Source organism: Bifidobacterium moraviense, assembly GCF_012932365.1.
Taxonomy (GTDB): Bacteria; Actinomycetota; Actinomycetes; order Actinomycetales; family Bifidobacteriaceae; genus Bifidobacterium; species Bifidobacterium moraviense.
In genome coordinates this window covers 630,602-655,513 of sequence record NZ_JAAIIH010000001.1, presented here as the reverse complement: position 1 = coordinate 655,513, position 24,912 = coordinate 630,602, and the positions used below count along the sequence as shown (strand labels likewise).

Annotated in this window: 23 protein-coding genes; 12 read left to right on the top strand and 11 right to left on the bottom strand. The window is 67.8% G+C overall.

Annotation, left to right across the window (positions count from 1 at the left end):
* Window positions 1-199: 199 nt before the first annotated feature.
* Genes G1C96_RS02920 through G1C96_RS02910 form a run of 3 tightly spaced genes read right to left on the bottom strand, consistent with a single transcriptional unit; the run spans window position 200 to window position 2,088 of the window.
* Window positions 200-871, bottom strand: a complete 672-nt coding sequence (locus tag G1C96_RS02920; protein ID WP_240945055.1) for a YczE/YyaS/YitT family protein — start codon at window positions 869-871, stop codon at window positions 200-202.
* 44 nt (window positions 872-915) lie between these two features.
* Entirely contained in the window at window positions 916-1,395 is a 480-nt protein-coding gene (locus G1C96_RS02915; RefSeq protein ID WP_169275120.1) for a MarR family winged helix-turn-helix transcriptional regulator, read from the bottom strand.
* A 60-nt stretch (window positions 1,396-1,455) separates the two neighbouring features.
* Window positions 1,456-2,088, bottom strand: a complete 633-nt coding sequence (locus G1C96_RS02910) for a TetR/AcrR family transcriptional regulator (protein WP_169275119.1) — start codon at window positions 2,086-2,088, stop codon at window positions 1,456-1,458.
* A 182-nt stretch (window positions 2,089-2,270) separates the two neighbouring features.
* On the opposite strand from G1C96_RS02910, the gene G1C96_RS02905 reads away from it, so the two are divergent.
* Entirely contained in the window at window positions 2,271-2,972 is a 702-nt protein-coding gene (locus G1C96_RS02905) for an ABC transporter ATP-binding protein (protein WP_169275118.1), read from the top strand.
* An 11-nt stretch (window positions 2,973-2,983) separates the two neighbouring features.
* A complete protein-coding gene (locus tag G1C96_RS02900) occupies window positions 2,984-5,611 on the top strand; it encodes an ABC transporter permease (RefSeq protein WP_169275117.1) in 2,628 nt (875 codons plus the stop codon).
* A gap of 200 nt (window positions 5,612-5,811) precedes the next feature.
* On the opposite strand, the gene G1C96_RS02895 is transcribed toward G1C96_RS02900, so the two are convergent.
* On the bottom strand, window positions 5,812-6,273 hold the full coding sequence (locus tag G1C96_RS02895) for a GNAT family N-acetyltransferase (RefSeq protein WP_169275116.1): 462 nt from the start codon (window positions 6,271-6,273) through the stop codon (window positions 5,812-5,814).
* A 243-nt stretch (window positions 6,274-6,516) separates the two neighbouring features.
* On the opposite strand from G1C96_RS02895, the gene G1C96_RS02885 reads away from it, so the two are divergent.
* The 5 genes from G1C96_RS02885 to G1C96_RS02865 all read left to right on the top strand — a co-directional run bounded on the left by G1C96_RS02885 (window position 6,517) and on the right by G1C96_RS02865 (window position 10,911).
* Window positions 6,517-7,188, top strand: coding sequence for a response regulator transcription factor (locus tag G1C96_RS02885; RefSeq protein WP_169275115.1), 672 nt, complete (start codon window positions 6,517-6,519; stop codon window positions 7,186-7,188).
* Entirely contained in the window at window positions 7,185-8,300 is a 1,116-nt protein-coding gene (locus G1C96_RS10400) for a sensor histidine kinase (RefSeq protein WP_335341908.1), read from the top strand. The genes G1C96_RS02885 and G1C96_RS10400 overlap by 4 nt, the downstream gene beginning before the upstream one ends.
* 99 nt (window positions 8,301-8,399) lie before the next feature.
* Entirely contained in the window at window positions 8,400-8,921 is a 522-nt protein-coding gene (locus tag G1C96_RS02875; protein WP_169275114.1) for a hypothetical protein, read from the top strand.
* Window positions 8,922-8,999: 78 nt separating this feature from the next.
* Window positions 9,000-10,370: a DHA2 family efflux MFS transporter permease subunit gene (locus tag G1C96_RS02870; protein WP_169275113.1), complete on the top strand. Its 1,371-nt coding sequence runs from the start codon at window positions 9,000-9,002 to the stop codon at window positions 10,368-10,370.
* A gap of 64 nt (window positions 10,371-10,434) precedes the next feature.
* Entirely contained in the window at window positions 10,435-10,911 is a 477-nt protein-coding gene (locus G1C96_RS02865) for a cupin domain-containing protein (RefSeq protein WP_169275112.1), read from the top strand.
* Between the two features lie 777 nt (window positions 10,912-11,688).
* Here the strand turns inward: G1C96_RS02865 and G1C96_RS02860 are convergent.
* The 3 genes from G1C96_RS02860 to G1C96_RS02850 all read right to left on the bottom strand — a co-directional run bounded on the left by G1C96_RS02860 (window position 11,689) and on the right by G1C96_RS02850 (window position 15,101).
* Window positions 11,689-12,297, bottom strand: a complete 609-nt coding sequence (locus G1C96_RS02860; protein ID WP_169275111.1) for a sugar O-acetyltransferase — start codon at window positions 12,295-12,297, stop codon at window positions 11,689-11,691.
* Window positions 12,298-12,895: 598 nt separating this feature from the next.
* The gene (locus G1C96_RS02855) at window positions 12,896-14,338 is read right to left on the bottom strand and encodes an MDR family MFS transporter (RefSeq protein ID WP_169275110.1); all 1,443 of its coding nucleotides are present in this window, start codon (window positions 14,336-14,338) and stop codon (window positions 12,896-12,898) included.
* 151 nt (window positions 14,339-14,489) lie between these two features.
* Window positions 14,490-15,101: a sugar O-acetyltransferase gene (locus G1C96_RS02850; protein ID WP_169275109.1), complete on the bottom strand. Its 612-nt coding sequence runs from the start codon at window positions 15,099-15,101 to the stop codon at window positions 14,490-14,492.
* A gap of 72 nt (window positions 15,102-15,173) precedes the next feature.
* Between G1C96_RS02850 and G1C96_RS02845 the strand changes: the two genes are divergently transcribed.
* Window positions 15,174-15,746, top strand: a complete 573-nt coding sequence (locus G1C96_RS02845; RefSeq protein WP_169275108.1) for a TetR/AcrR family transcriptional regulator — start codon at window positions 15,174-15,176, stop codon at window positions 15,744-15,746.
* Between the two features lie 189 nt (window positions 15,747-15,935).
* Here G1C96_RS02845 and G1C96_RS02840 read toward each other — a convergent pair whose 3' ends face one another.
* The 4 genes from G1C96_RS02840 to G1C96_RS02825 form a co-directional block, all read right to left on the bottom strand.
* The gene (locus G1C96_RS02840; RefSeq protein WP_169275107.1) at window positions 15,936-17,153 is read right to left on the bottom strand and encodes a MalY/PatB family protein; all 1,218 of its coding nucleotides are present in this window, start codon (window positions 17,151-17,153) and stop codon (window positions 15,936-15,938) included.
* The gene (locus G1C96_RS02835) at window positions 17,150-18,061 is read right to left on the bottom strand and encodes a DUF3737 family protein (protein ID WP_169275106.1); all 912 of its coding nucleotides are present in this window, start codon (window positions 18,059-18,061) and stop codon (window positions 17,150-17,152) included. Before G1C96_RS02835 ends, G1C96_RS02840 begins: the two co-directional genes overlap by 4 nt.
* Before the next feature lie 125 nt (window positions 18,062-18,186).
* A complete protein-coding gene (locus G1C96_RS02830) occupies window positions 18,187-18,930 on the bottom strand; it encodes a hypothetical protein (protein WP_169275105.1) in 744 nt (247 codons plus the stop codon).
* Between the two features lie 97 nt (window positions 18,931-19,027).
* A complete protein-coding gene (locus tag G1C96_RS02825; protein ID WP_240945054.1) occupies window positions 19,028-20,647 on the bottom strand; it encodes an adhesin in 1,620 nt (539 codons plus the stop codon).
* Between the two features lie 272 nt (window positions 20,648-20,919).
* On the opposite strand from G1C96_RS02825, the gene G1C96_RS02820 reads away from it, so the two are divergent.
* The 4 genes from G1C96_RS02820 (at window position 20,920) to nusB (ending at window position 24,885) form a co-directional block, all read left to right on the top strand.
* A complete protein-coding gene (locus G1C96_RS02820; RefSeq protein WP_169275104.1) occupies window positions 20,920-22,290 on the top strand; it encodes a cytosine permease in 1,371 nt (456 codons plus the stop codon).
* A gap of 54 nt (window positions 22,291-22,344) precedes the next feature.
* Window positions 22,345-23,598, top strand: coding sequence for a cytosine deaminase (gene codA, locus G1C96_RS02815; protein WP_169275103.1), 1,254 nt, complete (start codon window positions 22,345-22,347; stop codon window positions 23,596-23,598).
* A 133-nt stretch (window positions 23,599-23,731) separates the two neighbouring features.
* Complete coding sequence (gene efp, locus G1C96_RS02810; RefSeq protein ID WP_169275102.1) at window positions 23,732-24,295, top strand: elongation factor P; 564 nt, start codon at window positions 23,732-23,734, stop codon at window positions 24,293-24,295.
* Between the two features lie 32 nt (window positions 24,296-24,327).
* Window positions 24,328-24,885 (top strand): transcription antitermination factor NusB, encoded by a 558-nt coding sequence (nusB, locus tag G1C96_RS02805; RefSeq protein ID WP_169275101.1) that lies wholly within the window; start codon window positions 24,328-24,330, stop codon window positions 24,883-24,885.
* The last annotated feature ends 27 nt before the right edge of the window (window positions 24,886-24,912 follow it).

Genomic DNA, 24,912 nt, shown 5'->3' with positions numbered 1-24,912 from the left:
GCGGAGCTCGGGCGGGACGATGGATGGACGCGCGACATGCGGGATGGACGCGACATGCGGGCCGAAACGGACGAAATCCCGAATTCGCAGCGCGAAAGGGACGCTGCTGCGGGGGTTTGGCGCTTGGAATAGCGGATTTCGTCCTTTTCGGCCCGTAAGCTCGAATGTCCCGGGCGCTCGAAGCGGCAGGCGGATCCAGCTAGCGGGCCTTGCGTGCCGGCCCGGCCGCCGACGCGAACCGGACGTGCCGGTTGAGGAGGTTCACGATCTGCCCGGTGATGGCCGCGGCGACGACGGTGCCGACGCCGAGGCCGTCGAGCCGCCCGAAGAACACGAACGACAGCGCGGCGGCGATGACGATCAGCGACACGTCGAAGCACACCTTGAGCGTGCCGAACCGCGCCTTGGTGACGATCTGCAGGGCTCGCACCGCGCCTTCGCCGGGCACCATGATGAGCCCCGGCGCCACCTCCATGCAGATGCCGAGCGCCAGGATGACGCAGCCGAGCAGCAGTCCGGCGCCGCGCGCCCACCAGGAGACCGGCGAGAACCAGGCCAGCAGCGCCATGCCGGCGTCGAGCGTGGCGCTGAACCAGAACGTGACCGCCAGCTGCAGGAACTGCACGGGCTGGAAGTCGCGGCGCAGCAGCAGGATCTCCATGACTACGAACGCCGCGTTCATGACGAACGTGGTCACGCCGAAGCTGATCTGCGGGAATCGCAGCGCGAATACCCATGCGATGCTGGAGATCGGCGAGGTGCCGAGGTTGCTCTTGGTGATGAGCGCGATGCCGAAGGATTCGACGGCGAGTCCGACGAGCAGCGACAGGACGCGCTTGACGATGTAGGGCATGCGAATCGTGCGCGGCATGTCACTCGGCCTCCGTCGCGTCAGGGCGTGCGGTGCGCGGCATGTCACTCGGCCTCTGCTGCGTCAGGGCGTGCGGTGCGCGGCGTAGCGGATTCCTGCGCGTCCGCCTCCCGCAGGTTCGCGATGACGCGCCTGAGTGCCTCGTTGAGATCTTGCCGCTCGGCCGTGGTCATGCCGGCCGTGGCCGTGGCATCGGCGGCGGCCATGATGGCGCCGATCCGGGGCAGCAGAGCGCGTCCGGCGTCGGTGAGGAACACGCGGGCGGAGCGTCGGTCGGTCTCATTGGCTTCGCGGCGGACGAGCCCGCGCCGTTCCATGCGCGTGAGCAGGCCGGTCATCGTGGACTTGTCGAGGATGCATTCCTCGCAGATCTCCTTGGCGGTGCGTCCGTCGCGCTCGTTCAGGCATTCGAGGATCTTCGGCTGTCCGGGCAGCAGTCCGATGCGTCGGATCGCCTCGTCGATGCGCCGATTGGAATGATTGAAGGCCCGCAGCAGCAGGAAGTGCAGTTCGTCGTCCAGCATGATGCCTCGATTCCCGCGGCGACGTTCCGTCGTCGTGCGTCGCGGCCATGCTACCACCGTTTAGTTTGCATGCAAACTATCCTGTGGCGGGGTGGGGGCGGATTCGTTCGGAGCGCGCAGCGAATCGACCATCTGCGCGACGATCTGCGGCATCTGCGACCGGCGCAGCGCTGCGACGGTCTCCGGGGTGAACGTCGCGGCTCCCGTGCCGATTGCGCCCAGGATGCCGCTCGCAGCGAATTCCAGGATGATCCGCTGGGCCGGGTCGAGCGCCGCGCGGTCGACGCCCAGCAGTCCGAGCCAGATGCCGACGATGAAGTCCTTGAGCTGTCGGGCCAGTCCGGCCGATCCGTGCGGCCCGGCGATCAGCGCGATGCGTCCCATCATGTTCCGGTACCTGTCGCTGGCGGCGAAGCGCTCGGCGCGGTCGAACAGCGCGTTGTCGCCGGGCGAGCGGATCATGCCGGCGATGAACGCGATGACGGTCGGATCGTCGTAGATCGAGGCGATCGCATCGTCGGCCAGCTCGGGGATACTGGTGTAATGGTAGTAGAAGGCGCTGCGGTTGAGGCCGCTTTCGCGCGTGACGTCGCTGACCGTGATGCGTGCGTAGGGCTTCGCCTCAAGTAGCCGCCAGAAGGCGTTCTGCATCCGCTGCGGTGCTGATGCGTCGCCCGACTTGGGTCGTCCCATGTCCTCGTGTCCTTTCGTCGTGCCGATGGTCACACTGTAAACCCGACATCGCGTATGATTCCCGCCTGCGCGTGGAAACCCGACGGAATGTCGGATATTGCGGATTTTTATCCGACACCGTGATGAATACGATCGGGCATCGCCTGAGGCAGACAACCCATAACGGATACGAAGGGACCATCATGGCATTTCTCGAATTTCATGACGTCGTACGGCAATACGGCACGGGGGAATCCGCCGTGCTCGCGCTCGACCACGCGACGTTCGACATCGAGCAGGGCGAGCTCGCCGTCATTCTCGGCGCATCCGGCGCCGGCAAGTCGACGGCGCTCAACATCCTCGGTGGCATGGACCGCGCCACATCCGGCACCGTGCGCCTCGGCGGCCGTGACGTCACCAAGGCGAGCGAGGCCGAGCTCACCGACTACCGCCGCTTCGACGTGGGCTTCGTGTTCCAGTTCTACAACCTCGTGCCCAACCTGACCGCGCTGGAGAACGTGGAACTCGCCAGCCAGATCTGCCCGGACGCCCTCGACGCCCGCGAGACGCTGGAAAAGGTCGGCCTCGGCGGCCGACTGAACAACTTCCCGGCGCAGCTTTCCGGCGGCGAGCAGCAGCGCGTCTCCATCGCCCGGGCCCTCGCCAAGAACCCCAAGCTGCTGCTGTGCGACGAGCCGACCGGCGCGCTCGACTACAACACCGGCAAGCAGATCCTGCAACTGCTGCAGGATTCCTGCCACGAGCACGGCATCACCGTGGCGCTCGTCACCCACAACTCGGCCCTCGCGCCCATGGGCGACCGCCTGATCCGCTTCCGCTCGGGCAAGGTCACCGAAATCGCCGTCAACGAGCATCCGACGCCCATCGCGGACATCGAATGGTAGGAGGCGCTTCCATGGCTCGGAACACAAGGAAAACCGCCCTGTGGAAGGACGCATGGCGCGCCGTCTCCGGCAACGGGAAGCGCTTCGCCGCGATCGTGGTGATCTGCGCAGTCGGCGTGATGATGATGTGCGGCCTCAACTCGGTCGGGCGCGACATCCGCGGCGGTCTCGACGACTTCTTCGACGAGACGGACATGCACGACATTGCGATCGTCTCGACCCTCGGCCTCGACGACGCCGACATCAGCGCCCTGCGCGATGTGAGCGGCGTGGCCGATGCGGCAGGCGAGCGCACGGCGAGCGCGACCACCAAGGTGGATGGCCGGCAGGCATCCGCCACGGTGACCGCCTTGAACGACCGCGGCATCGACCGCCCGTACCTTGTCGAAGGACGCCTGCCCGAATCGGCGCATGAGATCGCCGTCACCCGGCAGTACCTCGATGACGCCGGCAAGCGGCTCGGCGATGCGCTGACGTTCGACGAGGACACCGTGGAAGGAACGTCGCCCGCGTTCGCGGACGGCGACTACACGATCGTCGGCGTCGTCATCGACCCGAACGACATCGTGAACCCGTCCGGCCCGCTCGCCCTCGTCTCCGGCGCCAAGACCGTCTACCCGATGGTCGTCGCCGAAGCCGCCGCGGCCGATGTTGACGCGCCCTACGCGTCCGCTGTCGTCACGGTCTCCGGCGCCGCCGCGCTGGGCACGTACGACGACGACTACCTGAGTCTCATCGATGCCGCGAAGCACAGCATCGAGGCGATCCAAGCCGACCGCGAGCGGGCGCGCACCGACGCCGTGCACGACGCCGCCTACGACAAGGCGATGGAATCTGTCAACGAACAGAAGGCGAAGGCGGATGCGCTGCCCGACGGCCTGCCTGCCAAGGCGGCCGCCGAGGCGAAGATCGCCGACGCCGAAGCGGCGATCCGCGAGAAGGTCGACGCGCTGCCGAGCGCGAAGTGGATCGTGCGCGACCGCACCGCCGTCACCAGCTACGCCGACGTGAAGACCCAGAGCGACATGGTCTCCCGCCTCGGCACGCTGTTCCCCGCGCTGTTCCTCGTCATCGCCCTGCTCGTGAGCCTCACGGCCGTGGCGCGCATGGTGGAGGAGGACCGTCAGCTCATCGGCACGTACAAGGCGCTCGGCTACACGCGCCGCGAAACGATGCTCAAGTACGTGCTGTACGCGTCCGTCGCCAGCCTGACAGGCGGCCTGATCGGCGACCTGCTGGGGCTTGTGGGACTGCCGTTCGTGTTCACGCGTCGGCTCATCAGCCGCATCTACGTGCTGCCGAGCTATCCGCTGCTCGTGGACTGGAGGCTCGCGGTCGGCGGCGTGCTGCTGTTCGTCGTGGCCGTCACCGGCTGCGCGACGGCCGCCTGCATCGGCTCGCTGCGCCTTGCGCCGGCGGAGCTCATGCGGCCCAAGGCGCCGAAGGCCGGGCGGACGATCCTGCTCCAGCGCGTCGGCTTCGTATGGAACCGCCTGAGCTTCCTCGGCAAGGTCACCGCGCGCAATCTGCTGCGCTACAAGAGCCGCGCGCTCATGGTGATCGTCGGCGTGCTCGGCTGCACCGCGCTCATGACCGCCGGATTCGGCATGGGCACCTCCGCGCTGACGCTCATGCCCCGCCAGCACGACGAGATCGCCACGTACGACGTGATGGCCGTCACCAAGCCCGCCGATCATGACGCGGCCCAGCGCGAGCTCGACGGGGACGCCGCCGTGCGCTCCTCGCTGCCGCTGCAGCTCGGCTCCGCCACGCTGTCCGCGGCGAACGACGGCGACGGCGAGAAGGTCAGCGCGCAGCTCATGGTCATCCCCGACGGACGCTCTCTTGACGGGTACGTCGACCTGCATGCGGACGACGGCACGCCGATCGCGCTGGACGAAGACAACGACGGCGCGGTGGTGACCGCGAACGCCGCCAAGACGCTGGGGCTTGCGGACGGCAGTGCGCTGGACGTGACGGACGCGCTCGCCAACGCGGCAAGCGTCACGGTCTCCGGCGTGGCGCAGTACTACACCGGCAACGTGGTGTTCATGACGCAGTTGGCGTACGAGCAGGCGTTCGACGCGGAGTTCGCGCCCAACGCCGACCTGATCGACGTACAGGGCGACGACGACGCGCAGATCGCGATCGCCGACCGGCTCGCCGGCGATGACGCGTATCTCACGGTGATGAGCTCCGCCAAGCAGGAGCGCGACTTCGCGAAGAGCTTCATGATTTTCTTCGTCATGATCGGCTTCATCGTGGTCATGGCCGCCATCCTCGCCGTGGTGGTGCTCTACACGCTCGCCAGCACGAACATCTCCGAACGCGAACGCGAGCTCGCCACCATCAAGGTGCTCGGCTTCCGCCGCCGCGAGGTGCACGGGTACGTGAACAAGGAGATCCTGCTGCTCTCCGCGATCGGCGTCGCACTGGGCCTGCCGTGCGGGCGCGCGCTGCTGGGCTTCCTCGTGAGCAGGCTCGACCTGCCGGGCATGAACATCGTGCCGAACGTGGAATGGTACTGCTACGTGGCCGCCGCCGCGCTGGCGTTCCTGTTCACGTGGCTGGTGAGCCGCGCCACCAACCGCACGCTCGACCGCATCGACATGGTCGGCGCGCTCAAGAGCCCGGAGTGAGCGCGGCCGCGCTGACGCAGGGCCGCTCGCGTCGGGCGCTGGCTTGCGCCAGTGCCCGTCAGCGGTTCGTGAGCGCTTCCTGCGTAGGTTGGGCGCCGTGCCGTCGTCCTGAGCGAGGGCCGTCAGGCCGGAGTCGAAGGATCCCCGGTCATTAACGGGGAATGACCAAGGATCTTTCGACTCCGCGCTACGCGTTCCGCTCAGGATGACGGGTAGCGGGTTCCGTCCGCCCGCCACATCATGCCGATGTGGGGGATACCGTCCTCCAGGAACTCGTCGGACACCTGCGTGAACCCGAGGCCTTCGTAGAGTCCTCGCGCATAGGTCTGCGCCTCGATGTGCACGGCGTCGGCGCCCATGCGCTCGCGGGCCACCGCGAGCCCCTCGCGCACGATCCGCGTGCCGAGCCCCTGTCGTCGCCGGGTGGCCAGCACGCGGCCGATCGAGGCCTCCGGGAACGTGACGCCCGGGTCGATCACGCGGCAGTACGCGGCGATGCCATCGTCGTCGCGCAGCGCCACGTGCCAGCACCGCCGGTCCGCATCGTCCACCTCCTGATAGGCGCACCGCTGCTCCACCACGAACACCGCCACGCGCACCCGGTAGATGTCGTAGAGCTCCGCTGCGGTCAGCTCTTCGAACCGCTTCGCCGTCAACTGCATGGGATCAGTGTATAGGCTCAGACGTGCCCGATGACGCGGGCGGGAGAGCCGGCGACGATCGCCCCGGCAGGCACGTCGTGCGTGACGACGGCGCCCGCGCCGGAGCGGTCCCGCTCGCGGATGTCCTCCATGGTCGGCCTCCTCGTTGCATCCTGATTGCGGCCCAGTCCATCGCGGGGAAGGAGAGCCGCCGCCGGTATAGTGAACGGCAACGGCTCCGAGCGAGGAACGGGAGGAAAACCGATGACGAGGATCCTGGTCGTGGAGGACGAGAAGGCGCTCAACGACATTACCTGCGACACGCTGCGCGACGCCGGCTACGAGGCGACCGGATGCCTCAGCGCCAGCCGTGCGTTCGACGAGCTGCACGCCAGATCGTACGATCTGGTGGTCTCCGACATCATGATGCCCGGAACCGATGGCTATGGGCTGACGGAACGCATCCGGGCGGTGGACGCCGACATGCCGATCATCGTCATGACCGCGCGCGACGACATCATGTCCAAGCGCCGCGGGTTCCGCGCGGGCGTCGACGACTACATGGTCAAGCCGGTCGATCTGGACGAGCTCGTGCTGCGCATCGAGGCGCTCCTGCGCCGCACGCGCATCGCCGAGGAGCGACGGATCGCGGTCGGCGGATTCGCCATGGACGCCGACCGGATGACCGCCGAACTCGACGGCACGGAGATTCCGCTGACCGTGCGCGAGTTCCGCATGCTCTACCGCATGTTGGAGTCGCCCGGGCAGGTGTTCTCCCGCGCGCAGCTCATGGACGAGTTCTGGGAGGGTGTCGTCGACGGCAGCCTCAGGGCCGTGGACGTGTACGTGACCAAGCTGCGGCACAAACTCGCCGGCTGCGACGACTTCGCCATCGTCACCGTGCGCGGCATCGGCTACAAGGCGGTGCCGCGGTGAACGGGCGCGCGGACCGGGGCGTGCGCGGCGCTTCGACCGACGGAAAACGATCCGCGCTGGGCAAGGTGTCCGGCCGCGTGGTGCTGTGGTCGTTCGTGACGTTCGTGCTGGCCGCCGCCGGGCAGACGAGCCTCATCGTCTGGCTGCCCCGCGTGTTGCCCGGGACCGACAGGGGGTATCTGGCCGTCATCATCCTCGCGTACTGGCTGGTGCTCGCCGTGGCGTTCTCCGTGATCGTCGGACGGCAGATCAACGACCGGCTGGAGCGGCCCATGCGCGAGCTGGGGGAGGCGGCCGGGCGCGTGGCGCGCGGCGACTTCTCCGTGTACGTCCCGCCGCGCCACGTCGAGGGCGGCCGCACATGGGACGCGACCGACCGGATGTTCGCCGACTTCAACACCATGGTGGCCGAGCTCGGCAGCATCGAGACGATGAAGAGCGACTTCGTGTCCAACGTGAGCCACGACATCAGGAACCCGCTGGCGATCATCGAGACGCATGCCAGGGCGCTCGCCCGGCCGAACGTGTCCGAGGAACGCCGCATCGCCTATGCGCGGACCATCGCCGAGGCGGCCGGACGGCTCGACGCACTGGTCTCCAACACCCTGAAGCTCACCAAGCTGGAGAGTCAGGGCATTGTGCCCGAGGCGCGGGACTACGATCTGTCCCGCCAACTCACCGACGCGGCACTCGCGCTGATCGACATGTTCGAGGCGAAGGGCGTCACGCTGGACGTGGACGTGGCGGACCATGCGATCGTGCACGCCGATCCGGGCATCCTCGACATCGCATGGTCGAACATTCTCGGCAACGCGCTCAAATACACGGAACCCGGCGGGCACGTGACGCTGCACCAGTGGACGAAAGTGGGCGCCGACGGGCCGCTGCTCGCCGTGGAGGTCATGGACGACGGATGCGGCATGGGCGAAACCGAAGTCGCGCACGTGTTCGACAAGTTCTACCAGGGCGACACGCCGCATGCCGGCGAGGGCAACGGGCTCGGCATGGCCATGGTCAAGCGGGCCGTGGAGCTGAGCCACGGCAGGGTGACCGTGACGAGCGTGAAGCGCGCGGGCACCGTGGTCGCCGTCACCCTGCCGGCCGTGTCGTGATGCCCGTTTGTAACACAAGACCAACAATTCTCCAACAGCGGACCAACACAACGTCCGTACGGTGGTCGTCATCAGCCAAACGAATCCACTGCAAGGAGCATGATGATGACCGCCCGCACCAACGACCACGCCGCCTACGACTACGTGGGCTACGAGTACCTGACCGTCAACGCCGCCGCCGACCGCCAATCCATGCTCGCCGACGGCTACCGCGCCTTCGGTTGGCAGCTGCTGGACGCCGACGCCCGCACGCTGCGCTTCCGCCGCGAGCGCGCCATCGCCAACAAAACCGAGGTGTCACGTCTGCAGCGGCAGTACGAGGCGCAGGTCGCCCAGCTCGACGACCTCGCCGCCGCTCCGGCGCGTAACGGGCGCATCGCCGGACTGAGCCTCGGACTCGTGGGCTGCGCGTTCCTCGCCGGCGCCACGTTCTCCTACCTCGCCGGCCTGGTCGCGCTCATGGTCGTGCTCGCCGTGCCCGGCTTCGCCTGCTGGATCGCCGCGTACCCCGCAGCGCGCAAGGTCGCGTCCGCCGCCGCCCGTCGTGCGGGCGCGCTGAGCGAGCGCCTGTACGACGCCAACGACGACGTGTGCCGCAGGGCCGCCGCCCTGCTGGCATAGGGAAGGCGAGGGGCGAGGCTACGCTACTGCGCGGGTCCGGCTCCGGAACGGGGAGAGCAAGCAATCGAAGGGACGCGGATGAACGACGAACTGACCATCACCGACCGCCGGCGCACGGCGATCTTCGTGGTGCTGCTTGCAGCGTGCATCGCGGGCGCGTTCGCGCAGACGTCGCTCACGACCGCGCTGCCGGCCATCATGGGCGATCTCGGCATCTCCGCGGTGCTCGGCAACTGGCTCACCAGCGGATTCTCGCTCGCCATGGGCGTCACCATCCCGGCCACCGCGTTCATGATGAAGCGCTTCCCGACCCGACCGCTGTTCCTCACCGGCCTCGCCCTGTTCTCCGCAGGGCTCCTGCTCGCCGGCGCCGCACACTCCTTCCCGCTGCTCATGGCCGCGCGCGTCGTGCAGGCGCTCGGCAGCGGCATCTCGCTGTCGATGACGCAGGTCATCATTCTCGCCCTGTACGCCAAGTCCGGCGTCGGCACGGCCATGGGCTTCTACGGGCTGGCCGTGTCCGCCGCGCCCGTGATCGCGCCCACGATCTCGGACATCATGGTGGACCGCTGGGGCTGGCAGTCGATCTTCTGGACCGCCGGCGGCATTTCCGCGGCCGTGCTGCTGCTCGCGTTCCCGGTGATGCGCGACGTGCTGGAGGCCTCGGCGTCCGCACGGCTCGACGTGCCGTCGTTCCTGCTGAGCGCGTTCGGATTCGTGGGACTCCAGCTCGGATTCAGCAACCTCGGCGTGAAGCCGTTCCTGAGCGTTGACGCGGCCGGAGCGCTCGCGGTCGGTCTGGTCTGCCTCGCGCTGTTCGCCGTCCGCCAGTTCCGTATCGACAAGCCGTTTCTGGAGCTGCGCATCTTCGCCGAGCGCGACTTCGCCGTGGCCGTGATCCTCAGCATGGCGCTGTACGCGGTGCTCATCGCCGCATCCACCATCCTGCCCATCTACCTGCAGCGCATGGCCGGTGTCTCGGTCACCGTCTCCGCGCTGGTCATGATGCCCGGCTCGCTCGTCATGGCGCTGGCAAGCCCCGTGACCGGCCGCATGTTCGACCGGTTCGGCATCCGCCCGCTGGCGCTCGGCGGCATGGCGGTTCTGCTCGCCACCACGCTGGCGTTCGGGTTCCTCACGGCGTCCACGCCGCTGTGGTACGTCACAGCCGTGTTCGCCGTGCGATCCGTGGGCGTCTCGATGGTCATGATGCCCGCCGCCACATGGGGGCTCGCTTCGGTGGAGCGTCGGTACGCCAGCGATGCGAGCGCCTTGCTCACCTCGCTGCGCACAATCGCCGGCGCGCTCGGATCGGCCGTGTTCGTGGCTCTCATGGTGGCGTGCGGCGACGATCCGGTTGGGGTATCGATCGCGTTCCTCGCCATGGCCGGCGTGGCCGCGGCCGGACTGGCGCTGGCGGCCGTCTGCTGCCGTCGACGCGCGGATTGACTTCAAGCGCTCGAAGTTCGTAGCGTCGGAATCGAATCCTCGCAGCATGAAGGAAGGAACGATCATGGACAATCCGAGCGCATTCCCGCTGGGGCGGCCGAACGACGCCTACGCCCAGTACTTCGAAGGCCAGAGCTATCTGGCTCCCTTGGCCGCCGACGATCAGGTGAGCGTGGCCAACGTCACCTTCGAGCCGGGCTGCACGAACCACTGGCACATCCACCATGGCGTCTGCCAGATCCTGCTCGCTGTGGGCGGACGCGGCTACTACCAGATCGAAGGCCATGAGCCCGTGGAGCTCAACCCCGGCGACGTCGCCTACATTCCGCCCGAGACCAAGCACTGGCACGGCGCTGCGCCCACCGAGGCGTTCGCGCACGTGGCGATCATGCCCAAGGCCGAGGGCGCCAGCAACGAATGGTTCGAGCCGGTAGACGAGGGCGCCTACCGGGCGCTGGCCTGGCGCAGCCGGAAAGGCGCGTCTCATTCCTCCGCTTGCTGTCCCGAGCGTAGCCCGGCGACCCTCCTCCCGTCATCCTGAGCGGAGCATGACGAGTGTCTCCTCCCGTCATCCTGAGCGGAGTCCGGCGAATGCCTTCTTCTCGTCATCCTGAGCGGAGCCTGACGAGTGCGCCCCCACCGTCATCCTGAGCGGAGCCCGGAGGGCGGAGTCGAAGGATCTTTGACCTGTGTTTTTCGATTCGGTCTGGGATACCGGGGGATCCTTCGACTCCGCTGCGCTTCGCTCAGGATGACGAGGAAGGCGGCGCTCGTTCAGGATGACGAGGAAGGCGGCGCTTGCCCGGGATGACGAGGAAGGCGGCGCTCGTTCAGGATGACGAGGAAGGCGGCGCTTGCCCGGGATGACGAGGAAGGCGGCGCTTGCCCGGGATGACGAGAGGAACAATGCTCGTGCGGGACGGCCGGAGGGAACGAGTGTGTCAGTCGGTCTCGTTGTCCTGAGCAAAGCCTGACGAACGCCCGTCCCGTCGTCCTGAGTGAGCGGATGTCCTCTTCCTGTCATCCTGAGCGGAGCCTGACGAGTGCCCCCACCGTCATCCTGAGCGGAGCCCGGAGGGCGGAGTCGAAGGATCTTTGACCTGTGTTTTTCGATTCGGTCTGGGATACCGGGGGATCCTTCGACTCCGCTGCGCTTCGCTCAGGATGACGAGAGGAACAATGCTCGTGCGGGACGGCCGGAGGAAGCGGCGCTCGCTCAGGATGATGGGGGAGGCAGCGCTCGCTCAGGGTGACGGGGAAGGCAACGCTTGCGCAGGATGGCTGCAGGGAATGCCGTTCGCCGCTGCGGGCTGCGCCGTCAGTCCCACACGTCGAGGCGACGGCGCTTGAAGTAGTACTCGCGATCCTTCTCGCCGATCGGCCTCGCCACCTCGCAGGGCGAACCGTACGCCACCGAATCGGCGGGGATGCTGTGGCTGACGACCGATCCCGCGCCGATCACGCAGTTGTCGCCGATCGTGACGCCCGGCAGGATCGTCACGTTGGCGCCCACCCACACGTTGCGTCCGATCGTCACCGGAATCGCGTACACGTAGTGGTGCTCGCGCAGCACGGGCAGCACCGGATGCCCGGCGGTGGCGATCACCACGTTCGGACCGAACATGCAGTAGTCGCCGATCGTGATGTCGCCGTCGTCCACGCACGTGAAGTTCGAATTGCAGTAGACGCCCTTGCCCATGCGCACGTGGCGGAATCCCCAGTTCGCGTGCGCGGGCGTCTCCACGTGACATCCTTCGCCGATCTCGGCGAACATGGCCCTGAGCAGTCGCTCCTTGCCGGCAACGTCGGTCGGATGCGTCTGGTTGAACTGCCAGAGCAGCTCCTGGTATTCGAGCTGGCCGTCCATGATGCTCGGATCGTCATAGTGGTAGGGCAGTCCCTGAGCCCGTCGCGCTGCGTTGTCCATGTCGGTCTCCTTCGTCGGTTCCTCGCCGCGTCACGATGGTTGCGTTGCCATTCCCCATTGTATTGCCGATGTTCGCTTCGGGGCGCCGATGCATGGCGGCGGTCGCGATGACGTGCGGTGCGATGCGTCGAAGCCGGAAGCGCGATGATCGTTGCCGGCGGTGTCAGGGATCCTTCGACTCGCTTCGCTCGCTCAGGATGACGGGGGAATGCCGTTCGCTCAGGATGACAAGGGGAAACAATGCTCGTGCGGGACGGCCGGAGGGAACGAGTGTCTCTTCTCGTCATCCTGAGCGGAGCCTGACGAATGTCTCCTCCCGTCATCCTGAGCGGAGCCCGGAGGGCGGAGTCGAAGGATCTTTGACCGGTGTTCTTCGACTCGGTCTGGGATACCGGGGGATCCTTCGACTCCGCTGCGCTTCGCTCAGGATGACGGGGGAGGTGGCGCTTCGCTCAGGATGACGAGGAAGGTGATGCTTCGCTCAGGATGACGAGGAAGGTGACGCTTCGCTCAGGATGACGGGGAAAGGCGGGGCGCCCGGGACGACGGGAGGACCGGTTCGCGCCGGGCGGCGGGAATGATCGGTCTCGGTCCGCGGTCAGGCGCGGTCGCGCACGAGGAACGACAGCGCGAAGGCGATGAGCGAGGCGATCGTGGACGTGAGGAACACGGCATCGACGCCGTGCGCGAGCCCCGCCGCTGCGGAGCCGGCGACCTCGGCCGGCGTGGTGTTCGAGGTCATGATCGTGAAGCAGATCGCGATGCCGATGGCCGCGCAGGTCTGGCGCAGCGTGTTGTTCATCGCCGTGCCGTGCGGGATGAGCGGTCCGGTCAGTTGGTTGAGCGCCGTGGTGGTTAGCGGCATCAGGCAGAACGCCACGCCGGTCATCATCAGCGTGAACAGCGCGGCGGGCACCCATGCGGGCGTGTCCGCGTCCATGCGCGACATGCCGAACGCGGAGATCGCCACCACCGCGATCGCAGGCGGGGCAAGCCGGCGGATGCCCAGCCGGTCGAACAGGCGGCCGGCGATCGGGTTGAACACGCCTTCCGCAATGCCGCCGCCCATGAGCAGCAGGCCGGACTGCAGGGCGGTCATCCCCAGCGAGTTCTGGATGAACATCGGCATGATGTTCATCGTCGATATGAACGTGACGAACACCAGCACCACCACGATCATCGGCAGCGTGAACATCGGCTTGGCGAAGACACGGAAGTCGAGCATCGGGCGCGGCAGATGCAGCTGGCGGTGGATGAACGCCGCAAGCGAGATCGCGCCCACGGCCAGTGCGGCGATCGTGTCGCGCGAAGCCCAGCCGCTCTGGCCGGCGAGGCTGAAGCCGAGCAGCAGTCCGCCGAATCCAAGCGTCGACAGCGCCACGGACGGCAGGTCGATGGCGGGATTCGTCTGCTTGGTGACGTTGCGCACGGTGGGAACGGCGGCGGCGAGCACGGCCGTGGCGATGACGATGAGCGGCACGAACAGGAAGCGCCACGGCAGGAAGTCGATGATCAGGCCCGAAAGCGTGGGGCCCAGCGCGGGCGCGAACGCGATCACCAGTCCGAACCATCCCATGGCGGCGCCGCGCTTGTTCGGCGGGAACGTGATGAACAGCACGGTCTGCAGCAGCGGCATGAGAATGCCGGCGCCCGTGGCCTGCAGCACGCGTCCGGCGAGCAGCACCCAGAAGCCGGGGGCGAACGTGCACACCAGCGTGCCGAACAGGAACATGCCGATCGCGTAGAGGAACAGCTGACGCGTGGTGAACCGCTGGATGAGGAACGCGGTGACGGGGATCATGATGCCGTTGGTGAGCATGAACCCCGTGCTCAGCCACTGGGCGACGTTGCTGGTGACGCCGAATTCGCGCATGAGATGCGGCAGGGCGGACGTCATGAGCGTTTGGTTGAGGATGGCGGTGAACGAGCCGACCATCATGATGACGATCGGAACGTAGGCGCGTCTGGACGACGGCGCGGACGGTGTGGACGGCGCGGATGACGCGGATGACGGCGTGGACGATTGCGCGGAAGAAGACATGGTGCCCCCGGTGTTGCGACGAGATGTGATCCAGCTGATTCCGATCGGCGTGCAAGCGCGCCGTAGCCCCTGCCGGTTTGCCGCGATTCAGTCTATCGCCGCGCGGGACAATGCCCCTGCCATTCTGACGCTCTGTCGTCCTGCCGCCGGCTCAATGAGCCAGCCCGTGCCGGTCGGCCTCGGTGATCGGTCGGATCACGCGGGCCGGCACGCCGCCGACCAGCGAATCCGCAGGCATGTCATCGATCACCACGGCTCCGGCGGCGATCACGCTGTTCGCGCCGATCGTCACGCCGGCGGTGATCGTCACGCCGCCGCACACCCACACGTTGTCGCCGATCGTCACCGGCAGGCTGCGCTCCCATCCGGCGGTGCGCTCGGCCGCGTCGAGGGAGTGCTCGGGCGTGTAGATGCCCACGTTCGGCCCGAACCACACGTTGTTCCCGATGGTGACGCGCGCGCAGTCGAGGATGCAGCAGCCGGCGTTGGCGTAGAAGTCGTCGCCGACCGAGATGTTGGCGCCGTAGTCGCAGTTGAACGGCGATTCGATCCAGCAGTTCGCGCCCACGTGACCGAAGAACCCGCGGATGAGCGCCTCTCGTTCGGCGCGCCTGGTGGGGCGGATGGCGTTGAAGTCGAAGAGCGCGTCCTTGGCGCGCTCGCGCTCGGCGGTGAGTTCGGGGTCGGAGCTGACGTAGTACTTGCCGGCGAGCATGAGCTCCTTCATGGTCGCGGCGTCCCTGGTGCTTGCGGTTCCCGTCATGAGTACGAGTGTACATGGCGGGTTGGTACGGACGTACGCATCTGTACGCGTCGGCGCGTATGATGGCCGCCCATGACCGAGGACCAGACGGCGCAGACGCCGACCAGACGATACGACCCGGACCGCAGGCAGCGGATCATCGACGCCTGCCTGACCATCATCGCCGAGCGCGGCGTGGCCGGCACCTCGCACCGCGTGGTGGCCGCCGCGGCCGGAGTGCCGCTCGGTTCGATGACCTACCACTTCGCCGGCATGGGCGATCTGCTGCATCAGGCGTTCGACCAGTTCGCCCGCGCGTCCGCCGCGCGCTTCGTCGGACGCCTGCGCGCCGCAAAGTCCGCCGAGGGGGCGCGCGAGGCGATCGTCGCATACGTCGAGGGGGATCTGTTCGCCACGCCGCGCGACCTCGGCCTCACGCTCGAGCTCTACACCCTGGCCGCGCGGGACCCGGCGTACCGTGACATCACCGAACTGTGGATGACCGCCAGCCGCGCCGAACTCAAGCGGTTCTTCGACCCCGCGACGTCGCGGATGCTCGATGCGCTCATCGAGGGGCTCGCCCTGCACCGCGCGCTGGGCGGCGATGCGGGAGATGACGCCCGGCGCGACATCCGCGAGGCCGTGCGGCGCATCGCTCAAGCGTAGAACGATTGACGCCTGCCGTGGCGACACGGGCTTTCGATTCGTGTGGTGGTCGGAGCGCGGATCGCCGGATATCAATGGCGGAATATCGCCGGAATCGCAACGGCTCTACCCGCCGGACCGCAGGAAAACCACCACACGAATCGAAAAACCGTCGCCCGGGATGCAGGCCTGCCCCGATCCGGGCCCGAATCAGCCGCGGGGAGCGCTCGGATACGCGGCGAGTCCGGCGACCATCCGGCGCAGGCCCTCGCGCATCGTGGCGCGCGGGCAGGCCACGTTGATGCGCAGGCAGTCGCCGCCGTCGCCGCGGTACTGCGAGCCTGGGGAGACCATGACGCGCTGGTCGCGCACGAGCTGCTCGCACAGCGCATCCGTCGTCTCGCCGGATGCGAGCAGCGCCGAGCAGTCCAGCCACATCAGGTACGTGGCCGCGCCCTGGCAGAGCGTCACGCGACGTTCCGGCGCGGCCGAGACGTTGTAGTCGTCGATGATCCTCTCGGCCTCGCGCTTGTTGGCGGCGACGTAGTCGCGCAGCGCGTCGAGCCATGGCCCGCCCTGCGTGAAGGCGGCGATCGCGGCGTCAACGGCGAACGCGTTCGGCTCGGCCACCTCGTCGGTGTTGAGCCCCCGCCAGATGCGGTGGCGCAGGAACGGGTCGTCGGCCATCACGGCGGCCGTGTGCAGACCGGCGATGTTGAACGCCTTGGTGGGCGCCATGCAGGTGGCCGAGATGCGCCGGCAGGTCTCGCTCGCCGCGGCGAACGGCACATAGTCCACGCCCGGATCGGTCAGGTCGCAGTGGATCTCGTCGCTGATCACGGTGACGCGGTGCGCCGCGCACAGTTCGCCGATGCGCGCCAGCGTCTCCTGGTCCCAGACCATGCCCGTGGGATTGTGCGGGTTGCACAGGATCATCAGCGTCGTCTGCGGGTCGGCGAGCTTCGATTCCAGATCCTCCCAGTCGATCGCGTAGCCGCCGCGCCCGTCGCGGACCAGCGGCGAGGCGAGCGCGTTGCGGCCGTTGTTGAGGATCGAGTTGAAGAAGATGTTGTAGACCGGCGTCATGACGAGCACGTTCTCGGCGGGCGTGGTGAGCTTGCGGACCATGCTGGAGATGGCGGGAATCACGCCGGTGGCGAAGACCAGCGCGTCGGGGTCGATCGTCAGACCGTGCCGCTCCCGCCACCAGTGCGCGTAGGCGTCGTTCCAGGCGCGCGGAATGCCCGAATAGCCGAAGACGCCGTTGTCGAGACGCCGCTGCAGCGCCTCACGGATCGCCGGCGCGGCGCGGAATTCCATGTCGGCCACCCACATGGGCAGCGCGCCGCGGGCCTCGTCCCATTTGATCGCGTTCGTGTTCGAACGGTCGACGGCCTCGTCGAAGTCGAAGTCGGCGGTCCCGGTCATGCGTGCTCCTCCTTGGTCTCGATGCGCGTGGCGGACGGATCGATGCGAGCCGGGTCCATCGTAAGCTCGCCGATGCCGAAGGAGCGGATCGTGCCGCTGGACGGGTTGATGACGCTGTCGATCGTCGAATCGACGTCCGCGTCCACGGTCGAGTATTCGAAGGCGAGCGTCGTGTTGACCAGACGGCAGTGCCTCAGCGTCAGGTTGCGCGCGTAGCACAGGCCCTGCAGGCTCTCGATCGTGCAGTCCACCAGCGTCAGGTTCTCGGAGTTCCACCCCAGATACTCGCCGCAGATGAACGAATGCTCCACCGTCACGTTCCGCGTGTTCCAGAACGCGTCCTTGGAGACGAGACGGGAGTCGCGGATCGTCACGTCCTTCGCGCCGTCGAACGGGTAGTTGCCCACGAGCCGGAAGTTCGACGCGTCGATGCGCTCGCAGTTCATGCCGAAGTAGTCGCCGCGCGCCACCACGTTCTCCATCGTCACGTCGGTGCAGCTCCACAGCGTCTCGTCGGCGTGCGTGAGGTCCACGTTGTGCAGCGTCACGTCGCGGCAGCGGCGGAAGTTCTTGGGAGCCTCGATCGTGGAGTCCTCCACGGCGATGCGGTTCGTGTACCACACGCCGGCGCGGGCCATCTCGAGCCAGGTGGAGCGGCGCACCGTGACGTCGTCGCAGTACCACAGCGGGTACTTCCACTGGAACCAGCATTCGTCGAGATCGATGCCGCTGGCGTGTTTGAGCGGGGATTCACCGTCGGCGAACGTGACGTCGGTGAACGCGGTGCGTTCGGCGAAGAACGCCGCGCGCTCACCGGTGAGCCTTCGCTGGCGCACCTCGGCGTGCTCGCCGTCGTGCGCCGAGGTATGCGGGGATTGGGCTGAGGATCGTGCTGCGGACTGTGACATGGGATCGGCTCCTGATCGCTCGTTCATGGTTCCGCAGCAAAGTCATACCGACTTCGAGCACTTGAAGTCAAGCGATCGAAGCCGGTATGGAGCGGGGCGTTCGGGCCGGACGGCGGCCCGGCGCGTCACATGGTCAGGGTGTCGGCGTCCTGTCCTGCGGAGTCGGCGCCGGTGGAGGAGTTCGTGCCGGTGGAGCCGCCGTTGCCGGTGGAGCCGTTGGTGGAACCGCCGGGCGCGCCGGGCATGCCGTTGCCGGTGCTTCCGGAGTTGCCGGAGCCGTTGCCCGAGTTGGTGCCGGAGCTGCTGCCAGATCCGTCGTTCGACGTGCCGTTCGAGCCGGAGCCGCCGTTGGAGTTGCCGTTGGAATTGCCGTTGGACGAGCCGCTGCCGCCCATGCCGCCGCTCGGGGGCTGGCCCATGCCGCCGCCGTTGGAGTTGCCGTCCGATCCGCCGGGCATCTGCATCTGCTGCGAGGTGCCGCCGGTCGAGTCGCTGCCGCCGACCGCCGAGACCACCGTCGCGCCGATCACGCCGCCGATCAGACCGCAGACCAGCGAGACGCCGGCGACGGCCGCCCACAGCCTGCCGCTGGGCTTGCCTCCGGGAGTGGGCTGGGCGTTCTGCGGAGGCACGGGCGCCACCGGCGGCAGGCCCTGCGCCCATGCCGCGTTCGCCGCGGGCTGCGGGACGGGAGCTTCGGCCCCGGGCGCGGAGGTCGCGGAGCCGGAGGCGGCGGCCGGGAAGGCGGGGGAGAGCGGCTGCGTGGCGGCGGTCTGCGTGGCGGTGTTCGTCTGCTGTGCGGCGTTCGCGCCGGAGCCGGCGGAGGGGACGGAATCGGACGCGGTGCCGGGAATGAGGGGGTTGGTCATGATGGGTTCCTTTCTGAAACGATGAGGACGGGAATGGGTGCGTCGAAGGGGAAGAAAGAGGAGGATCGAAGGGGAGGAAGGACGCGGACCGGCGTCGCTACGCCATCGTCCACGAGGTGCTGGTGGAGAACCGTTCGTCGTAGGCGCTGCGGTCGATGGTCTCGTCGGCGAGCTCGGTGTCCTCGCCGGCCTCCACGGTGGTCGAGTAGGAGCCGGTCACCGTGACGGTCACGGATCCGGTGCCCTCCACCACGGTCCTGCCGTCCGCCACGATGGTCGCGGTCCTGCCGGAGGCGTCCGTCACCTTGCCGCCGACGGCCACGTTCAGCGCCGAGATCGTCGTGTCGCCGGTCACCACCCACGTGGAGGTGTCGTCCACGTTCACCGTGATCGGCGCGTCCGACATGGAACCGTCGCTCGCCGAGGCGTTCTCGGTGATCGACGCCGAGCCGGTCCACGTGGAGTCGTCGAGCAGATACAGATCCACGGAGGAGATGGTGTCCGCGGTCACGTCGCCGGCGAGCGTCTGGTTCCGGCCGGTGAAGGTGACGGTCGCGCCGTTGGATCCGGCGGAGCCCCAGTTGTTGGAGTCGTTGCCGGAGGCGTTGATGAGCGTGGCCTTCGTCGTGTCGAAGTCGAGCGTGGTGTTCTGGAGCACCACGTCGGCGGTGGTGTTGGTGAAGTAGAACATCGAACCGGATTCGATGGCCGAGCTCAGCGTGGAGTCCACGGCCTGGAACGTGGCGTGCTCGCCGGTGGAGGATTCCGCGTCGCCGGAGGTGGACTGGTAGATGATCACGCCGTTGGCGATCGGATCGGACCCGGTGCGCCCGGTGTTGGTGCTCGTGAGCGTGGAGTCGGAGATGAGGATGGTGTTGGTGCCCTCCATGCCGGCGATCTGGCTGCCGGTGGCGGTGCCGGTCACGTCGTGCACCTGCACGTCGCCGGTGGAGTACAGCAGCGGGGAGCCGGAGCCTGCCGTGGACAGTTCGGAGGAGACCACGGAGACCGTGCCGCCGCCGCGGTCGGTGGCGACGGTGGCGCTGTGGTCGCCCGCGGTGTCCGCGGTGACGTCGCCCGCGAGGATCGTGCCGGAGTAGGTGGCGTCGAGGCCGCGCGAGTTGTCCGCGGTGGTGGAGATCGTCGCGCCGCGCACCAGCGCCGTGCCCGAGTCGGTGGCGAAGACGCCGTTCGAGCCGGATCCGGATGCGGTGAGCGTACCGCCGTCGAGCACGAGCGTCGATCCTTCGCCCACGGCCAGCGCGATGGAGTTCGTGCCGTAGAAGTTGCTGTCGTCGTCGCTGGAGCCGTCGCCGGACTTGGTCAGCATGCCGTCCGTGATGGCGAGCGTGCCGCCGTTCTGCACGAGCGCGGCGTTCTGGTCGGCGCTGGACGCGGCGATGGTCTCGCCCTGCGAGGTCCGTGTGGTCCCGTCGGCGGTCAGCGCGCCCGAGTAGGAGCCCGTGTAGTCGTACGTCATGGTGTTCGCGCCGCCCATGCCGCCGGGGGCGCCGCCCATGGTCATGCCTGCGTTTTGCGCCGATGCGGCGGATGCGCCGTTCGATGCTCCGGACGCGTTGACCATGGCCATGCCGCCCGCGCCCGCCGCGGCGCCCGCGGCCAGCGAGACCGCCGCGGCGATGACGACGAGGCGTCTGGTGGCGAGCGTCCGGGTGACGGGACGGGCCGCCGTGATGGGATCCGTGCTGGCGTTCATGTCTGCCGTCCTTTCGTTTGTCGGGTCGTGACGATGTCGATGACCTCATTGAACGGCGCGTTCCGCCATGCGCACTGCGTGTTCGCGAAAGGGCTCCTAGGCGCCTCGGCAAGAGGCTCTGTGGGTTTCCTGAACGTCGGCTGGAAACGCATGGCCGCGCGTGGGCTTCGTAACCCGGCCGCCGCGCGTCCGCGCGAGCGGGGGCGGTACGATCGAAGCCGGCGCTACGCCAAGGATCAGGGAAAACGGTTCACGAGAGAGAAGGACAAGGTATGTCCGCCAATGACAGGTTCGCGCTGGAGATCATCGAACCCTCCGAGCGCAAGTCATCCAACTGGGACATGTTCGCCACGTGGGTCGCGGCGAACGCGAACAACGGCACGTGGTTCATCGGCGGCGTGATCGCCGCATGCGGCTTCGGCGGGGCGGTGGCGCACCTCACCTGGTCGTCCGTGGTCGCCTACCTCACGCTGGCCGGCATCGGATACATCGGCTACAAGGTGGGCGCCACCACCATGGGCGCGGCCCGCGCGTCGTTCGGCATCCGCGGCAGCTGGGTGCCCAGCGTGATGAACATGGTCATGTACATCGGCTGGACGGCCGTGAACACGTTCATCGCCGCCACGTCGGTGAGCATCCTGCTCAACGAGCTGCTCGGATGGCCGGTGTGGGGCCAGCCCGGCGGCGAGAAGGGCATCGTCGTGGGCATCATCGTCATGAGCGTGCTGCATCTGCTGTCCGTGTCCACCGGCGCGAACTCGGTGCGCGTCATCGAGCGCGTGGGCGTGGTACTCGTCTTCGTGTTCGCCATCTGGGAGACGATCGCGGTCTTCCAGCAGGTCTCGTTCTCCGAGATCCTCGCGTGGACGCCGCCGGCGGACGACGCGATGGCCTCTGGCGTGGCCGTGGACAAGCTCGCCGCGTTCAACCTCGGCTGGGTCACCTGCGCCGCCGACTTCACGCGCTTCGCGAAGCGCCCCGAAGGCTCCCACGTCATCCCGTTCGTCGGCGCGTTCGTGGGCGTCTTCTGGTTCGCGATGGTGGGCCTCGTCGCCACCATCAGCATCGCCATCACCTCCGGCACCTACGATGCGAACAACTCCGACCCGTCCACGATCGCCAGCAAGCTGGGCCTCGGCGCCGTGGCGCTCATCGTGGTGATCCTCACGTCCATGACCGCCAACGCCGTGAACCTCATGGCCGCCGGCTCCTCCCTGACCAACATCGCCACCAGACTCAGGCTCACGCCCGCCCTGTGGATCGTCACGCTGGCCGCGTGCCTCGTGACCTTCGTGCCGCTGGTCATCGGCAGCTTCCTCGACTCGTTCACCCTGTTCCTCGACTACATCGGCTGCGCGCTCGGCCCGGTCACGGCGATCATGCTCACCGACTTCTTCCTGCGCAACCACGCCGAATACTCGCGTGGGGACCTCACCGCCGAGGGAGGGCGCTTCTGGTACCGCTCCGGCGTCAACTGGATCGCGCTCGGCTGCTGGCTGCTGGGCGTGGCGCTCTACGTGGCGCTCGGCAGGGTGCCGTTCCTCACGGCCACCGTGGGCGCCACCTTCCCGAACATGCTCGTCATCGCGGCCGTCTACTACGCGCTCATGCGCGCGGTGCACGGCGCGCCCGCGCAGGCGTAGGCGTCCGGTCGACGGGCGATCGGGACAACGGACAACCAAGGAAAGGACAAGACCATGCTCATCAGCAACGTCAACGTCGACAACGCCGGCGACCTGAAGGACGTGCGCATCGAGAACGGCACGTTCGCCGCCATCGAGCCGGCCGGGACGCTCGCGGCGAACCCCGGCGAGGAGACCATCGACGGCGAAGGCCGCCTGCTGCTGCCGCCGTTCGTGGACCCGCACATCCACCTCGACTCCACCGGCACCGCCGGCGACCCGGAGTGGAACGAGACCGGCACGCTGTTCGACGGCATCCGCATCTGGGCCGAGCGCAAGAAGTCGCTCACCGTCCGGGACGTCAAGGACCGCGCCCGCGCCACCATCCGCCGCCAGGTGGAGCAGGGCATCCAGTGCATCCGCACGCACGCCGACGTCACCGACTCCACGCTCACCGGCCTGCACGCGCTGCTCGAGCTGCGCGACGAGCTGAGGGACGTGGTGGACCTGCAGGTGGTGGCCTTCCCGCAGGACGGCATCCTCTCGTTCCCGCACGGCAGGGAGCTCATGGAGCAGGCCGTGAAGGACGGCGCGGACGTGGTGGGCGGCATCCCGCACTTCGAGTTCACCCGCCAGTACGGCGTGGAGTCCGTGCACTTCCTCATGGACCTCGCCGAAAAGTACGACAAGCTCGTGGACGTGCACTGCGACGAGATCGACGACCCCCAGTCGCGCAACCTCGAGGTGCTCGCCACGCTGGCGCTCGAGCGGGGCATGGGCGACCGCGTCACCGCCAGCCACACCACCGCCATGGGCTCCTACAACGACGCCTACGCGTACAAGCTCATGCGCCTGCTGAAGATGAGCGGCATCAGCTTCGTGTCGAACCCGCTGGTCAACGTGCATCTGGGCGGTCGCTTCGACACGTACCCCAAGCGCCGCGGCGTGACGCGCATCCACGAGCTGGCCGCCAACGGCATCAACGTGGCCCTGGGCGAGGACGACGTGCGCGACCCGTGGAACCCGCTCGGCGACGGCAACATGCTCGACGTGGCGATGATGGGCGTGTACATCGAGCACATGATGGGCTACGGGCAGATCCAGAACGCCTTCCGCTTCGTCACCTACAACGGCGCGAAGGCCATGCACATCACGGACCGCTACGGCATCGAGGTCGGCAAGCCGGGCAACTGCATCCTGCTGGACGCGCCCGACTTCTACACGGCGCTCAACACGCACGCCCCGGTGCTCGCCAACGTGCGCGCCGGCCGCGTGATCGTGCGCCGCCCGGCCGTGCGCCCCGAGGTGGACGCCGGCGGTCTGCTGTAGGCGGCCGTGGCCCCGCCGCGGCCGGGCTCCGGGCCCGCGGCGGGGCCGCCTTTGCGCTGTATGCACGTCGTGGCATAATAGCCAAGGCAATTTTCGGGTTTCCCCCAACGCTAGTTTGAAATAGGTGAATAACGTGGCACAGACTACCAACGACATCAAGAACGGATCCGTCCTGAACCTTGACGGCAAGCTCTGGACCGTCATCAAGTTCCAGCACGTCAAGCCCGGCAAGGGCCCGGCCTTCGTGCGCACCACCATCAAGGACGTCCTTTCCGGCAAGATCGTGGACAAGACGTTCAACGCCGGCATGAAGGTGCAGTTCGAGACCGTGGACAACCGCAACCTCCAGTACTCCTACGAGGACGGCGACAACTTCGTCTTCATGGACATGCAGACCTACGACCAGACCTACATCCCCAAGGCGCTGGTGGGCGATCAGGCCCGCTTCCTGCTCGAGGGCACCGACTGCATCGTCTCCTTCCACGACAACAACCCGCTGAACGTCGAGCTGCCGGCCTCCGTGATCCTCACGGTCACCCACACCGAGCCCGGCCTGCAGGGCTCCCGCTCCACCGCCGGCACCAAGCCCGCCACCGTGGAGACCGGCGCCGAGATCCAGGTCCCGCTGTTCATCAACGAGGGCGACAAGGTGAAGGTCGACACCCGCGACGGCTCCTACATCGGCCGCGAGAACTGAGCCGAACGGGACTTCAAGGAGAATAGCTTCACATGGCACGTTCCACCGCTCGCAAGAGGGCGCTGAATACGTTGTACGAAGCGGACGAGAAGGGACAGGACATCCTGTCCCTTCTTGCTGAACGCATCGAGCATCCCGGCGCCCAGACCCCGCTGCCCGACTACGCCATCGAGATCGTGCGGGGCGTGGCAGACCATCGCGCCGACATCGACGGCGTGCTCAACCTCAGGTCCACCAGCTGGAAGGTCAACCGCATGGCCGTCGTGGACCGCAACATCCTGCGCATCGGCGCGTGGGAGATTCTCTTCAACGACGAGGTCCCCGACAAGGTGGCCATCGACGAGGCGCTGACGCTCGCCAAGGCGTTCAGCGACCCCGACGCCCCCGGATTCATCCACGGCCTGCTGTCCGCGGTGTGCTCCGAGGAGAAGCCGCTGCGCGAGGCCCGCAGGGCCCGCGAGGAGGCCGAGGCCCGGCAGGGCGAATCCGACGGCGGCGACGAGTCCGCCGAGACCGCGGAACCCGCCGGATCCGACAGGTCCGAGGAGACCGCCGAACCCGCGGAATCCGACGAGGACCGCGCCGCCTGAGCGTCCGCGCCGGCGATTATGGTAATT

Bases quoted from the DNA above. Each gene is read 5' to 3' on its own strand.
- G1C96_RS02920 (WP_240945055.1), bottom strand. From the start codon at position 871: ATGCCGCGCACGATTCGCATGCCCTACATCGTCAAGCGCGTCCTGTCG.
- G1C96_RS02915 (WP_169275120.1), bottom strand. From the start codon at position 1,395: ATGCTGGACGACGAACTGCACTTCCTGCTGCTGCGGGCCTTCAATCAT.
- G1C96_RS02910 (WP_169275119.1), bottom strand. From the start codon at position 2,088: ATGGGACGACCCAAGTCGGGCGACGCATCAGCACCGCAGCGGATGCAG.
- G1C96_RS02905 (WP_169275118.1), top strand. From the start codon at position 2,271: ATGGCATTTCTCGAATTTCATGACGTCGTACGGCAATACGGCACGGGG.
- G1C96_RS02900 (WP_169275117.1), top strand. From the start codon at position 2,984: ATGGCTCGGAACACAAGGAAAACCGCCCTGTGGAAGGACGCATGGCGC.
- G1C96_RS02895 (WP_169275116.1), bottom strand. From the start codon at position 6,273: ATGCAGTTGACGGCGAAGCGGTTCGAAGAGCTGACCGCAGCGGAGCTC.
- G1C96_RS02885 (WP_169275115.1), top strand. From the start codon at position 6,517: ATGACGAGGATCCTGGTCGTGGAGGACGAGAAGGCGCTCAACGACATT.
- G1C96_RS02875 (WP_169275114.1), top strand. From the start codon at position 8,400: ATGATGATGACCGCCCGCACCAACGACCACGCCGCCTACGACTACGTG.
- G1C96_RS02870 (WP_169275113.1), top strand. From the start codon at position 9,000: ATGAACGACGAACTGACCATCACCGACCGCCGGCGCACGGCGATCTTC.
- G1C96_RS02865 (WP_169275112.1), top strand. From the start codon at position 10,435: ATGGACAATCCGAGCGCATTCCCGCTGGGGCGGCCGAACGACGCCTAC.
- G1C96_RS02860 (WP_169275111.1), bottom strand. From the start codon at position 12,297: ATGGACAACGCAGCGCGACGGGCTCAGGGACTGCCCTACCACTATGAC.
- G1C96_RS02855 (WP_169275110.1), bottom strand. From the start codon at position 14,338: ATGTCTTCTTCCGCGCAATCGTCCACGCCGTCATCCGCGTCATCCGCG.
- G1C96_RS02850 (WP_169275109.1), bottom strand. From the start codon at position 15,101: ATGACGGGAACCGCAAGCACCAGGGACGCCGCGACCATGAAGGAGCTC.
- G1C96_RS02845 (WP_169275108.1), top strand. From the start codon at position 15,174: ATGACCGAGGACCAGACGGCGCAGACGCCGACCAGACGATACGACCCG.
- G1C96_RS02840 (WP_169275107.1), bottom strand. From the start codon at position 17,153: ATGACCGGGACCGCCGACTTCGACTTCGACGAGGCCGTCGACCGTTCG.
- G1C96_RS02835 (WP_169275106.1), bottom strand. From the start codon at position 18,061: ATGTCACAGTCCGCAGCACGATCCTCAGCCCAATCCCCGCATACCTCG.
- G1C96_RS02830 (WP_169275105.1), bottom strand. From the start codon at position 18,930: ATGACCAACCCCCTCATTCCCGGCACCGCGTCCGATTCCGTCCCCTCC.
- G1C96_RS02825 (WP_240945054.1), bottom strand. From the start codon at position 20,647: ATGAACGCCAGCACGGATCCCATCACGGCGGCCCGTCCCGTCACCCGG.
- G1C96_RS02820 (WP_169275104.1), top strand. From the start codon at position 20,920: ATGTCCGCCAATGACAGGTTCGCGCTGGAGATCATCGAACCCTCCGAG.
- codA (WP_169275103.1), top strand. From the start codon at position 22,345: ATGCTCATCAGCAACGTCAACGTCGACAACGCCGGCGACCTGAAGGAC.
- nusB (WP_169275101.1), top strand. From the start codon at position 24,328: ATGGCACGTTCCACCGCTCGCAAGAGGGCGCTGAATACGTTGTACGAA.